This is a genomic window from Streptomyces sp. NPDC093065, assembly GCF_044754585.1.
Lineage (GTDB): Bacteria > Actinomycetota > Actinomycetes > Streptomycetales > Streptomycetaceae > Streptomyces.
The window spans coordinates 34,350-47,674 of the sequence record NZ_JBIVPJ010000002.1 but is presented as its reverse complement, the minus strand read 5'-3'; the positions used below and the strand labels follow the sequence as shown (position 1 = coordinate 47,674).

Sequence of the window (13,325 nt, the reverse complement as noted above, 5' to 3'; positions counted from 1 at the left end):
GGCGTCACCGCTCCGGTCCGCCCGCGGCGTGCCGGGCCTGCGGGTTGGCCAGCAGGTGACGGGGGTCGGCGGCGCGGGTGATGGCGGACTCCACGGCGGCGACGCGGTCCGCGAGGAGGCCCAGGGCGGCGACGGCACGGACGAGGGGGTCGTCGTCGGGGCCGCCGAGGGTGCGGGCGCGGACGTGGGCGGTGCGCACCTCGGCCCAGCGGTCGGCCTCCTCCGGGGTGAGCGTGCCGCGCAGCTCGGCGAGCTTGAGGAGGTTGGCCTCGGCCCCGTGGGTGAGGGTCTGCGCCTCGGCGGTGTAGTGGTCGTCGAGGACGGCGGCGCGCTCGGCGTCGTTCATGACGGGGCGGATGCGCTGGGCGATCTTGTTCATGTTGCGGTAGGAGCCCTGGAGCCGGAACGCGGGTTCCGTACGGGTGTCATCCGACTGGGCCGCGGAGGCGATGTAGGCGGCGTTGACGGCCAGTACCGTCTCGCGGGCGGCGACGAGGTGGCGCAGCACGGACAGGACGCGCTCCAGCTCGGCCGGCGGGTAGGGGTGGGCGAGGCGGTCGGCGCGTGCGGTGGGATCCCCGGCGGCGAGTCGGACGAGCAGCTCCAGGTCGGCCCGGTCGCGTCCGGCGAGCGGGGCGAGGACCGGGTTCGCGGTGAGCGCGTTCTCCAGGAAGCTGAGCGCGAAGGCCTCCTCCTTGCCGGTCAGTACGTCGCCCAGGTTCCAGACGTCGGCCCGGTTGGCGAGCATGTCGGGGACCTGGAAGCGGGCGCCGGACTCCGTGTAGGGGTTGCCGGCCATGCAGACGGCGAAGCGCTTGCCGCGCAGGTCGTAGGTGCGGGGGCGGCCGTCCCGCACGCCGTCCACGCGACGGGTGGCGTCGCACAGCGGGATGAACTTCTGGAGGAGTTCGGGCGACGTGTGCTGGATGTCGTCCAGGTACAGCAGCGTGTTGTTCGCGGACGCCAGCGCGAAGTTGATCTTCTCGATCTCCTGGCGCGCGGTGGCGTTCGGGGCGTCGGCCGGGTCCAGCGAGGTGACCGAGTGGCCGAGCGCGGGCCCGCTGATCTTCACCAGCATCAGGCCGAGGCGCTCGGCGACGTACTCGACCAGGGTCGTCTTGCCGTAGCCGGGCGGGGAGAGGAGCAGCAGCAGGCCGCCGGTGTCGGTGCGCTTGCCGTCGCCGGTGGTGCCGAGCTGCTTGGCCAGGCTGTCCCCGACGAGCGGGAGGTAGACCTCGTCCACGAGCCGGTTGCGGACGAAGGCGGACATGACGCGCGGACGGTGGTCGTCCAGGCGCAGGCGCTCGCGTTCGGCGCCCACCAGGGCGGTGCGGCGCCGTTGGTAGGCGCGGAACGCCGGGACGTCCTCGGCCGCGAAGCGGGCGGTGCGGGCGAGGAACTCGTCCAGGCGCAGCGGCAGCCGGCCGCCCGTGATGCGCGGGTGGGTGCCCAGCAGGCCCTCCGCGGTGGCCGTCGGCGGGGCGTCGCCGTCGTAGCGGGGCAGGTCCGGGCAGAGCTCGGCGGCGACCGCCTCGGCCAGGTCGCCCGGGGTGAGGTCGGTACCGGTCGCCGCGGCGTACGACGAGATCCACGCCTCGGCGAGCTGCCCGCGGGCGGCCGGGTCGTCGAGCGCGGCCAGGTCCTCGTCGTAGGCCGGGGTGCCCACCGTGCGGCGGAACTTCTCCAGGAGCGTGCGCGTGCCCGCGCCGAGGACGAAGCCGTCGGGTGCGGTGGTCAGTTCGTGGAAGAGGTACGCGGCACCCGCGCGGGCGGTGTCCTCGGCCGTCTCGCCGCCGCCCGTCGCCGTCGGCGCAGGGCCGCCGGCGGTCCCCGCAGTGCCCACGGTGCCTTCGGCGGAGCGGACCGTGCCCGCCGCCCCGGTCGCCGGACCGGCGTCGGCGTCGGCCGGGCCCGCCGCCCGCGCGAGGCCGCCACCGGCGGCACCCGCGCGACCGGCCACCGTCTCCCCCGACCCCGACCCCGACCTCGACCCCGGGCCCGTACCCGGCCCCGGCCCCGTCCGCGTCCACGCGGCGACGGCGCCCGCCAGCTCCTCCTCCAGGTCGCCGATCGCGCCCGCGAGGCCGAAGGTGTCCCTGGCCCGGGCCAGGGAGCGGGCGCGCCGGGTCCACGCCTCGCGTGCTTCCGGCGTGGTGCCGTGGGCCCAGAAGAGCTGGGCGGCGGCGCGGGCGGCCGGCTCGTGGACGAGGGTCCCGGCCCGCTCGTACAGGGGCAGCAGCGCGGTCAGGACGGCCGTGGCGTCGTGGTCGTGCACACCCCGCTCGTACCCCTCGTCGTACGCCTCCTGCGCGGCCTCGCGGACGAGGGCGGGCAGGTCGTCGGCCGTGGCGAGGGTGTTCGCGCCGTACTGGCGCAGCAGGCGGGCGGCGAGGTGTTCGGCGCGGTAGACGCCGGGGGACTCCGAGGGGAGGGTGCGGTCCCAGTGGGGGCGGGTGGCCGCGAAGGCCGGGTCGGTGACCGGCGAGCGGTAGTCGGTGCCGGTGAGGGCGAAGGCCAGTCCGTCGCCGTCGGGGACGAGGGTGAGGTCCAGGGGCTGGGTGTTGACGGCGAAGCGGTGGGCGCCCAGGCGCAGGGTGCGGCCGTCGTCGGCGTACAGGTCGGTGCGGTCGCGCAGGGCGCGGGCGGCCTCCTGGCGGGCCGACTTGAGGCGTCCGTCCAGTTCCTCGGCGCGGACGGTGTCGCCGAGGGCGCGCAGTTCGTCGGCGGTGCGGCGGACCTTGGCCGGCATGGGGTCGGAGGCGAAGTACGTGCTGACCGCGTCGGCGTCGGCGAGCGTGGCGCACCGCCGGGTGATCGTCTCCAGGACGCGGGCGGCGGAGGCGGCGAGTTGCTCCGCCCGGCGGGCACGCGTGTCGGAGAGGGCCTGCTTGCGGGCGGCGAGCGCGTCGTAGATCTCGGTGCGCTTGTCGGCGAGTTCGGTCAGGAAGCCGTCGAACTCCGCGAAGCGGGACTCCAGGTCCTCCAGGCGGGCGAGGAGCCGCGCCAGCTGGTCGTCGCAGTGCTCGGGGGTGTCGGCGGCGGCGAGCGCGGCGGTGACCGCCTGGCCGAGCAGGGCCGTCTCGGCGGTGAACTCGGCGCGGCCCTCGTGGTCGAGCAGGGCGCGGCGGCGGGCGTCGAGGGTGGCACGGGCACGGTTGACGCCGCCCAGGACGCCGGCGACGCGCTCCAGCAGGGCGGTGCGGACCGTGGCGTCGCCCATGTCGAGTTCGGCGACGACGTCGGTGACCGTGCGCAGCCCGTCGGCGAGTTCGTCGAGCCGGGCGGCGACGGGGCCGGCCTCGGCGACGGTGGCGATGGCCTCGGCGTCCGCGACGAGCGCTTCGACGTCCTCGCGCTGGGCGTCGAAGGCGTCCTCGCGGGCGAGGAAGGCCACGGCCCGCCGCCCGAGGTCGGCGAGGGAGGCCTCGGCCTCCTCGGCGAGGGCGTCGATGCCGGGGAGGTCGGCGTACCGCATCTCCTTGACGTTCAGCAGGTGCCCGTGGGCGTGCCGCAGCTCGGTCAGGCCGCGCACCCAGGCGGCGGCCTCCTTGGGCGCCTCGCCGCGCAGCCGCCGCACCACCGCCGCGATCCGCTCGGCGGCCTCGTCGCGGGCCTCGGCCGCCCGCCGGGTCAGGTCGCGTACGGTCGCGAACTCGGCCAGCACCTGCTCGGCGGTCTCCCGTACGGCGGCCAGCGCGCCGGCCAGGTCGCCCAGCTCCTCCTCGTCCAGCCAGTGGTGGCCGTCGGACGCGCGCACGCAGGACGCGGCGAGCGCCCGGTAGCCCTCGGCGGTCGTGATGCCCTCGCCGACCGCCCCGGCGACGGACAGGCAGGCGGAGATGCCGCGCACGAGGTCGGCGTTGCCCACGCGGGCCAGGGGGCCGCTCCCGGTCGGGGCGCCCGCCGCGTAGGTGTCGGAGACGTACGGCGAGTGCCACAGCTGCACCGGGTGCACCTTGGCCGGTTCGTCGCCGTCCGCGCGCAGCACCGTGACGGTGCCGTCCCCGGACAGGGCCCAGCCCCGGCAGGGCAGCGGATTGGCGACCTCCTTGCGGATGGTGTTGTACGACAGCAGCAGGCGCCGGCTCGCACCGCGCGCGTGGAAGGCGTACAGCACGTCCTCGCCGTTGGGTGAGCGCATCTCCCGCTCGAACTCCAGGCCGTCCGCGCCGAGTTCGTAGGTCTTGTGGGCGCCCGTGGCCAGGCAGTAGCCGCCGGGGAAGACGATGCCCTGGTCGTCGGGCAGGCGACGGCAGGCGAGCCCGATGCCGTCCAGGCGGACCACCGACTTGGTGAGGGTGTTGAACACCAGGTGGCGGTCGGTGTCCTCCTTGTAGGGGCGCACGCGCAGCAGGATCAGGGCGCCGACCCGGGCGTGCGCGATGTCGGCGTCGGCCAGGGACTGGAGGGGTTCGTCGACGGGCTCGGAGTGGATGCCGTCGGCCGTCTCGGTGTCGTCGTCCAGTTTGACGGTGAGGGTGCCGCCGACCGCGCTGACGTGGAACTCGCCGCGCACGGACACGTGCGGGTGACGGCCCAGGACGTGGTCCTCGCGGGTGGCGGCGGTCCATTCGAAGTCGTGGGCCGGGGGGAACACGTCGTCGCGCTCGCCCCGCGCGTCCAGGAAGGCGGCCCGGCCGTCCTCGGTCAGCTCCCAGCGCAGGACGCGGATGTCGTCGGCCTTCTCGCCGGTGCGGAAGACGGCCAGCAGCCTGCCGTCGACGGGACGCAGCCGCAGCAGCCGGGCCTGCCGGTAGTAGCGGTGCAGGTCGGTGAACTCCCGCACGAAGGACGGGTCGTCGAGCAGGCCGGGCACGGCCGACTCGGGCAGCGGGTTCAGGTCGCGGTCGTAAAGGGTGAAGACGTCCGCCACGGCGGTCCGGTCGCGGTGGCCCGGGCGGCCGGTGGAGCCGAGCAGCAGGGCGTCGCCGACGGCGGCGATGTCGCAGGGCACGACCGGGTGCTCGGTGCGCAGCCGCTCGGTGGAGGCCAGTTCGAGCCGGGCCGACCCGAACTCCTCGACCCGGCGGGCGTTGAGGAGTTCGGCCCGGCGGGCCAGGTCGGCGCTCTGCGCGGCGAGGCGGTCGCGCAGCACCTCGTACGCGCCGGCGTCGGCGGTGTCGTACGTGCCCGTGGGGCCCGTCGCAGCCGTCGTGTCCGTCGTAGCCGTCTCCGCAGCGGTGCCCATGAGCGGTTGGTCCCTTCCAGGAAGCGGGGGGTGCCGAAGCCGCCGACCCCCGTACGGCGGCCTCGGCACCCGGTCTGTGGTGGCCGGTCGTGGTGGCCGGTCAGCCCCTGGCCGTGCCGTTCAGCGCGGTGAGCGGCGTGTCGGCGAGGCCCAGTTCACCCGCGTGGTCCAGGAGGCGCTGCACCTGCCCGGCGTCCGTGCCGCCCGACTTCATCAGCTTCATCAGCAGCGCGGACACCGTCAGGTTCTGCACGTCGGCCGTGGAGACGGAGCCCAGTACGCGGGTCAGGTCGTCGGTGAAGTTCGACGAGCCGTCCAGCCAGGGCCCGGCGAGGGCCTGCGCGGTCTCGGAGTGCTTGACGAACCCGTCGACGCCCTTGCCGAGCGCGACCGAGGACATCAGGCGGTCGAAGAAGACCGAGTCGCCGCCCACGATGTCGATGTCCGCGTTCTCCAGACCCGTCGCGAGCACCGTGGCCTGGGCCTCGGCGACCTGCCGCTGCACGTCGAGCCCGGCCAGCCGGATGTCCTTCTCCGCCTCCAGGCGCAGCCGGTACTCCTCGTGGCCGCGCGAGGCGTCGTCCAGGGCGGCCATCGCCGCGGCCTTCTCGGTGAGTCCGGCGGCCTCCGCCTTCAGCTTGCCGCCGATGGCCTCGGCCTCGGCGAGCGCCTTGGCCCGCGCGCCCTCGGCCTCGGCACGCATCCGGGCCTGGGTCGCCTCCGCCTCGGCACGGCCCGCCTTCTCGATGACGTCGGCCTCCTTGTCGCGGACCTGGACCGCGGCCAGCCCCTCCGCGGCGGCCTCGGCCTGGATTCCCTCGGCCATCCGCAGCTTGGACTGCGCCTCCAGGTCGGCGCTCTTCAGCCGGGCCTCGGCCATGGTGAGTTCCTCGGCGGCACGGTGGGTGGCCGCCGCCTCCGCCGCCTCGGCGGCCTTGATGTCCTTGACCAGCCGCTCCTGCGCCTCGGCCTCGGCGGCGATGACAACGGCCTGCCGGTTGCGCTCCGCCTCCTCGACGGCACGCAGCTTCTTGATGGACTCCTCCTGCTCGGCGACCGTACGGTCCACCGCGACGCGCTCGCGGATGACCTCGGCGATGTCCCGCTTCTCCGCCTCGACCTCCTTCTCGGCGGCGATCCGGGTCAGCTGGGTCTCCCGCTCGCGGCCGATGGCCTCCAGCATGCGGTCCTTCTCGATGCGCTCGTTCTCGACGGCGATGACCCGCTCGCGGTTCTTCGCGGCGACCGCGACCTCGCGGGCCTGGTTCTCGCGCTGCACGCCGAGCTGCTCCTCCGTGCGCAGGAAGGCCGTCTGCGCCCGCAGCCGCTCCTCCTCCACCACCCGTGCCGTCTCGGCCTCCTCGCGGGCCCGGCTCGTGTCGATCTCGCGCTTCTGCTTGATCTCGGCGTCCGCCTGCCGGCGCTCCAGCTCCAGCACGGCCTCGCGCGCGTCGACGTTCTGCCGGGTGATCTCCTTCTCCTCCGTGCGCCGCGCCTCGTTGGTGCGCACGTGCTCCACGGCCGTCAGCTCGGTGATCTTCCGGATGCCCTGGGCGTCGAGGACGTTGGCCGGGTCCAGCTGGGTCAGCGGCGTCTGCTCCAGGAAGTCGATCGCCGCGTCCTCGAGGTGGTACCCGCTGAGGTCGACGCCGATGACCTCGATGATGCGGTACCGCAGCTCCTCGCGCTTGGTGTAGAGGTCGGTGAAGTCCATCTGCTTGCCGACGGTCTTCAGCGCCTCGGAGAACTTCGCGTGGAACAGCTCCTGGAGCGTGTCCCGGTCGCTGGCGCGGGCCGTGCCGACCGCCTGGGCGACCTTCACGACGTCCTCGATGGTCTTGTTGACCTTGACGAAGAACGTGATGCGGATGTCCGCGCGGATGTTGTCCCGGCAGATCAGCCCTTCCTTGCCGGCCCGGGTGATCTCGATCGTCTTCACCGAGATGTCCATCACCTCGGCCTTGTGCAGCACCGGCAGGACCACCTGACCGGTGAAGGTCACGTCCACCTTGCGCATCTTGGAGACGATCAGCGCCTTGCCCTGCTCGACCTTGCGGAAAAGCCGCGAGACTCCGAACAGCACGATGACGATCAGGAGCACGCAGACGACGGCGAGGACACCGATGACTTCCATGGGACACGTCCTTACGGCATGAGACGGCTGCCGGGCGGCCGGTCGAGCGCGGCCGGCCGCCGCGGTTGTTGGTGTGGTGACGCCCGTGCGGACGGGCGTGGTTCCGGGAGGGCGGGTCTCGGCCGCGCCCGCGCCGGGCCCCGGCAGGGGGCGAAAGGCGGGTGTCAGACGGCGCGGCGGTCCTGTGCCGCGGCACCGGCGACGCGAGAGGCGTGGCCGGGTTCGTCCGGTCGGAGCCGGTTGAGCGGGTGGAGCGGACGGACGTAGGGACTGTGTGTCGTCACCGTCGTCGTCATCGTCCGCCCCCTTCCGCAGTGCTCCCCGTGCACTCATGATGCGTGAACATGCCACCTATGCGCATTGCCGGTTTCCGGAAGCGTTCACCGGGGCTTGAATGCCGGTGAGCCGTCGCCGGGCTCGTGCGGAACCCGGCGACGGCTCACGGTGCCGTGCGCTCGATGTGCGGTGCGGCGGTGCGGCGGTCCCCTCTCAGGACGCCGGGCTGGGACCCGGCACGCTCAGCGCGGCGAGCCGCTGCTCGAAGGGCGTGACCTCCTCGAAGGAGTCCCGCCGGGGCGGGCGGCGCGCGGCGGACGGTCCCGACAGTCCCGCCATCAGCGCGGCCAGCTCGCTCGCGGCGCGCCCGATCCGGGCGTCGAGGCCCTCCGCGCCCCAGTCCTCGGAGGCGGCGTACACCCCGGTGGGGACGACGACCGCCTTCAGGTAGGCGAAGAGCGGCCGCAGCGCGTGCTCCAGCACCAGGGAGTGCCGGGCGGTGCCGCCGGTCGCGGCGATCAGCACCGGCTTCCCGGTGAGGGCGTCCTCGTCGGTGACGCTCAGCGCGTCGAAGAACGACTTGAACAGCCCGCTGTACGACGCCGAGAACACCGGCGTGACGACGATCAGCCCGTCGGCCGCCGCGACCTCGGCGAACGCGTCCGCGAGCGCGGGCGCCGGGAACCCGTTGGTGAAGGTGTGCGCGATCTCCACGGCGAGGTCGCGCAGTTCGATCACCCGGACGTCGGCCGGAGCGGGCTCGGGCGCGGTGGCGGCCGGTGCGGCGGCCGCGGCCAGCCGGTCGCCGAGCAGCCGGGTGGACGACGGGACGCTCAGCCCCGCGGAGACGACGACGAGCTTCATGCGCGCGCTCCTTCCTCTTCCTGCTCCTCCTGGCCGGCGGCCTTCGCGGCCAGCAGGGACGCGTGGGTCGGCGCGTCCGGGACGTTGGCCGGACGGTCCTTGGCGAACTCCTCGCGCAGCACCGGGACGACCTCCTCGCCGAGCAGGTCGAGCTGCTCCAGGACGGTCTTCAGGGGCAGCCCGGCGTGGTCCATCAGGAACAGCTGGCGCTGGTAGTCGCCGGCGTAGTCGCGGAAGGCGAGCGTCTTCTCGATCACCTGCTGCGGCGAGCCGACGGTGAGCGGCGTCTGCGCGGTGAAGTCCTCCAGCGACGGTCCGTGTCCGTACACCGGCGCCTCGTCGAAGTACGGCCGGAACTCGCGGACCGCGTCCTGGCTGTTCTTCCGCATGAACACCTGGCCGCCGAGGCCGACGATCGCCTGCTCGGGCGTGCCGTGCCCGTAGTGGGCGTAGCGGGCCCGGTACAGCTCGATCATGCGCTTGGTGTGGTCGGCGGGCCAGAAGATGTTGTTGTGGAAGAAGCCGTCGCCGTAGTAGGCGGCCTGCTCGGCGATCTCCGGAGAGCGGATGGAGCCGTGCCACACGAAGGGCGCGACGCCGTCCAGCGGACGCGGGGTGGACGTGAAGCCCTGGAGCGGCGTGCGGAACTTGCCCTCCCAGTTGACGACGTCCTCGCGCCACAGGCGGTGCAGCAGCGCGTAGTTCTCGATCGCCAGGTTGATGCCCTCACGGATGTCCTTGCCGAACCAGGGGTAGACCGGCCCGGTGTTGCCGCGCCCCATCATCAGGTCCACCCGGCCGTCGGCCAGGTGCTGGAGCATCGCGAAGTCCTCGGCGATCTTCACCGGGTCGTTCGTGGTGATCAGGGTGGTGGAGGTGGACAGCACCAGCCGCTCGGTGCGGGCGGCGACGTAGCCGAGCATGGTCGTCGGCGACGAGGGCACGAAGGGCGGGTTGTGGTGCTCACCGGTGGCGAAGACGTCGAGCCCGACCTCCTCGGCCTTGAGCGCGATGGCGACCATGGCCTTGATCCGCTCACGCTCGGTCGGCGTACGGCCCGTGGTCGGGTCGGGCGTGACGTCGCCGACGGTGAAGATGCCGAACTGCATGATCGCTCAACCTCCAGGTTGTTGACGCTTCAACTATATCCGTGGAACGGAGCGCCCCCGGTCGTTATTCCGCAGGTCCACCGCCGGGCGGGTACCCGGGGCGGCCACCGGGTGTGCACGGCGTGCGAAGCTGCCCGCATGCTCGTCCTCCGCTCCGCCGCCCTCTTCGTCGTCGCCGCCCTGTTCGAGATCGGCGGCGCCTGGCTGGTGTGGCAAGGGGTGCGCGAGCAACGCGGCTGGCTGTGGGCGGCGGGCGGGGTCCTCGCCCTCGGCGCCTACGGCTTCGTCGCCACCTTCCAGCCCGACGCCCACTTCGGCCGCATCCTCGCCGCGTACGGCGGGATCTTCGTCGCCGGCTCGATCCTGTGGGGCGTGGTCGCCGACGGCTACCGGCCCGACCGCTGGGACATCGCCGGGGCCCTGGTCTGCCTCGCCGGGATGGCCGTGATCATGTGGGCACCGCGCAACGGCGGCTGACCTCGGCGGCTGACTACCCTGGGCGGCGACCCGCCGTACCGACCGAGGAGCAGCCCATGGCCACCGCAGCAGCCGCCCCGTCCGCCGCATCCCGCATCGCCGTCGTCACCGGCGCGAGCAGCGGCATCGGTGCCGCCACGGCCCGGCAGCTCGCCGCGGCCGGATACCGCGTCGTCCTCACCGCGCGCCGCAAGGACCGCATCGAGGCGCTGGCCGAGGAGATCGAGGCCGCCGGCCACAAGGCAACGGCGTACCCCCTGGACGTCACGGACCGCGACGCGGTCGACGAGTTCGCGACCGCGTTCAAGACGGTCGGCGTCCTGGTCAACAACGCGGGCGGCGCGCTCGGCGCCGACCCGGTGGCCACCGGCGACCCGGACGACTGGCGCCGCATGTACGAGACGAACGTCATCGGCACCCTCAACCTCACCCAGGCCCTGCTGCCCAAGCTGGAGGCGAGCGGCGACGGCACGGTCGTGGTCGTCTCCTCCACCGCGGGCCTGTCCACCTACGAGGGCGGTGCGGGCTACGTCGCCGCCAAGCACGGCGAGCACGTCCTCGCCGAGACCCTGCGCCTGGAGATCGTCGGCCGCCCCGTCCGGGTCGTCGAGATCGCGCCCGGCATGGTCAAGACCGACGAGTTCGCCCTGACCCGCTTCGGCGGCGACCAGGACAAGGCCGCCAAGGTCTACCAGGGCGTCGCCGCCCCCCTCACCGCAGACGACGTCGCCGACACCGTCACCTGGGCGGTCACCCGCCCCGCCCACGTCAACATCGACCTTCTGGTCGTCCGCCCCCGCGCCCAGGCCTCGAACACGAAGGTGCACCGGGAGGCGTAGGCCCGCTCCCCCGGTGCACCCGCCGCGTCAGGACGTCAGCCCTTCACACAGACGACCTGCTTCAGCTTGGCGACGACCTCCACGAGGTCGCGCTGCTGGTCGATGACCTGGTCGATCGGCTTGTACGCGCCCGGGATCTCGTCCACGACGCCGGAGTCCTTGCGGCACTCCACGCCCAGCGTCTGCTCCTCCAGGTCCTTGGTGGAGAAGCGGCGCTTGGCGGCGCTCCGGCTCATCCGCCGGCCGGCACCGTGGGAGGCGGAGTTGAAGGACTTGGCGTTGCCGAGGCCCTTGACGATGTACGAGCCCGTTCCCATGGAGCCGGGGATGATGCCGTACTCACCGGACCCGGCCCGGATCGCGCCCTTGCGGGTGACGAGCAGGTCCATCCCCTCGTAGCGCTCCTCCGCCACGTAGTTGTGGTGCGCGCTGATCTCCGGCTCGAAGACCGGCTTGGCCTTCTTGAACTCCTTGCGGACCACGTCCTTGAAGAGCGCCATCATGAGGGTGCGGTTGTACTTCGCGTACTCCTGCGCCCAGAACAGGTCGTTGCGGTACGCCGCCATCTGCGGGGTGTCCGCGACGAACACGGCGAGGTCGCGGTCGACCAGGCCCTGGTTGTGCGGGAGTTGCCGGGCGACGCCGATGTGGTGCTCGGCCAGTTCCTTGCCGATGTTGCGGGAACCGGAGTGCAGCATCAGCCAGACGGAACCGGTCGTATCCGTGCAGAACTCGATGAAGTGGTTGCCACTTCCGAGCGTTCCCATCTGCTTCCCGGCCCGCTCATGACGGAATTTGACCGCCTCGGCGACCCCCTCGAACCGCCCCCAGAAGTCGTCCCACCCTGCCGTCGCCAGCCCGTGGAAGCCGCCCGGGTCGACCGGGCTGTCGTGCATGCCCCGGCCCACCGGAATCGCCTGCTCGATCTTCGAGCGGAGGCGGGACAGGTCACCGGGCAGGTCGTTCGCCGTCAGGGACGTCTTCACCGCCGACATGCCGCAGCCGATGTCGACGCCCACCGCCGCCGGGCACACCGCGCCGCGCATCGCGATCACGGAGCCGACCGTCGCACCCTTGCCGTAGTGGACGTCCGGCATGACCGCGAGGCCCTTGATCCACGGCAGGGTCGCGACGTTGCGCAGCTGCTGGAGCGCGCCCTCCTCGACCGTCGCCGGGTCGGTCCACATCCGGATCGGCACCTTCGCGCCCGGTATCTCCACGTACGACATATCGTCCTCATTCCCCCGGAAAACATACAGAAGTATCGAAGCGCAGATCCGGCGCCGAAGTCGGCCAAAGGGACGGTCGACCGGCGTTCACGGCAGCGCGTGCGATACACATTGTCTGCAGGGAGCGCCCCCGTGCGGCAAGCGAATAACCAGCGGGGACACTGGAATCCCGTACCCTCCCGAACCACAGCCACCCCGGCGAGAGGAGCCGCACCGTGCAGCGCAAGGCCTACGTACCCGGCGTCGCCGCCCTCCTGGCGGCGTTGCTGGCCGGCTGCACCGGCGGCGCGCAGGGCGGTGCGACGGCGGACGACTCGAACCCCGGGCAGCCCGGCGTGGCCACCGAGGCGGCCGAGCCCGGCAAGTACCGCACCCTCCCCGAGCCCTGCGGCGCGGTCGGCCACAAGACGCTCGACACCCTCCTGCCCGGCATCGAGGAGATCACCGACGAGGAGCAGCGCGAGAAGGCGTACGCGGGCGAGCCGACGCTCGCCTACGACACCGACCGCAAGGTGGGCTGCCGCTGGAAGGTGGAGTCCGCCGAGGCCACCGACCACCTCTTCGTCGACTTCGAGCGGGTGGTGTCGTACGACGGCGCCGTGAGCGACGACAGCGAGGCCGAGCAGCTGTTCGCGAAGCAGGTGGAGGCGGCCGACCTGCCCGAACCGGTCGTCACCGGGTCCGGGTCCCCCGCCTCGGACTCCCCGTCCGGCAGCCCCTCCTCGTCCGCGGGGGAACCCGGGGGATCGGGGGAGCCGGCCGCCGGCGCGGGCGGCACACCCTCGTCGTCGGCCTCCGCGCCCTCCTCCTCCCCCTCGTCCTCGTCCTCCTCGTCGGCCGGCGCGTCCCCCGCCGAGGTCCAGCCACGGCTCCTGGACGACCTGGGCGACGAGGCGTTCGTGGACGACGCGCTCAGCAGCTCCGGCTCGACGGCGAAGCGACGCACCGTCACTGTGGCGTTCCGCACGTCGAACGTCATGGTGACCATCGAGTACGCGGAGCAGTCGGCGACGCTCGGAGTCGTGCCGGACAGTGAGGAAATGCAGGACATGGCGCGGAAACTGGCTTCCCAGCTGGCGGGTTCGCTGAGCGGCTGAGCCCGTCCCGGGCCCGTCCGCGCCCTCGCGCGGTGCGCCCGAAGCGGGACCGCGCGTTTTCCTCACCGCGTACCGTGGCCCCTCGGACCAGTTCCGAACGCAGGAACCACGA

At 73.0% G+C, this 13,325-nt stretch carries 8 protein-coding genes; 3 read left to right on the top strand and 5 right to left on the bottom strand.

The window, feature by feature from the left end; translation table 11 throughout:
• Positions 1-4: 4 nt before the first annotated feature.
• The 4 genes from ACIQFU_RS03010 to ACIQFU_RS02995 form a co-directional block, all read right to left on the bottom strand.
• The gene (locus ACIQFU_RS03010) at positions 5-5,188 is read right to left on the bottom strand and encodes a DNA repair ATPase (RefSeq protein WP_402548545.1); all 5,184 of its coding nucleotides are present in this window, start codon (positions 5,186-5,188) and stop codon (positions 5-7) included.
• A 100-nt stretch (positions 5,189-5,288) separates the two neighbouring features.
• Positions 5,289-7,322: an SPFH domain-containing protein gene (locus ACIQFU_RS03005; RefSeq protein WP_402548544.1), complete on the bottom strand. Its 2,034-nt coding sequence runs from the start codon at positions 7,320-7,322 to the stop codon at positions 5,289-5,291.
• Positions 7,323-7,811: 489 nt separating this feature from the next.
• On the bottom strand, positions 7,812-8,462 hold the full coding sequence (locus tag ACIQFU_RS03000) for an FMN reductase (protein ID WP_402548542.1): 651 nt from the start codon (positions 8,460-8,462) through the stop codon (positions 7,812-7,814).
• Positions 8,459-9,571, bottom strand: coding sequence for an LLM class flavin-dependent oxidoreductase (locus tag ACIQFU_RS02995; protein WP_402548541.1), 1,113 nt, complete (start codon positions 9,569-9,571; stop codon positions 8,459-8,461). The genes ACIQFU_RS03000 and ACIQFU_RS02995 overlap by 4 nt, the downstream gene beginning before the upstream one ends.
• Positions 9,572-9,709: 138 nt before the next feature.
• Between ACIQFU_RS02995 and ACIQFU_RS02990 the strand changes: the two genes are divergently transcribed.
• Both ACIQFU_RS02990 and ACIQFU_RS02985 read left to right on the top strand, forming a co-directional pair.
• A complete protein-coding gene (locus ACIQFU_RS02990) occupies positions 9,710-10,048 on the top strand; it encodes a YnfA family protein (protein ID WP_007387504.1) in 339 nt (112 codons plus the stop codon).
• Between the two features lie 56 nt (positions 10,049-10,104).
• Positions 10,105-10,887: an SDR family NAD(P)-dependent oxidoreductase gene (locus ACIQFU_RS02985; protein WP_402548540.1), complete on the top strand. Its 783-nt coding sequence runs from the start codon at positions 10,105-10,107 to the stop codon at positions 10,885-10,887.
• A gap of 35 nt (positions 10,888-10,922) precedes the next feature.
• Here ACIQFU_RS02985 and ACIQFU_RS02980 read toward each other — a convergent pair whose 3' ends face one another.
• A complete protein-coding gene (locus tag ACIQFU_RS02980) occupies positions 10,923-12,116 on the bottom strand; it encodes an RtcB family protein (protein WP_402548539.1) in 1,194 nt (397 codons plus the stop codon).
• A 215-nt stretch (positions 12,117-12,331) separates the two neighbouring features.
• Between ACIQFU_RS02980 and ACIQFU_RS02975 the strand changes: the two genes are divergently transcribed.
• Positions 12,332-13,213 carry a DUF3558 domain-containing protein gene (locus ACIQFU_RS02975; RefSeq protein ID WP_402548538.1) on the top strand — a complete coding sequence of 294 codons (882 nt, stop codon included), beginning with the start codon at positions 12,332-12,334 and terminating at the stop codon, positions 13,211-13,213.
• Positions 13,214-13,325 lie beyond the last annotated feature (112 nt).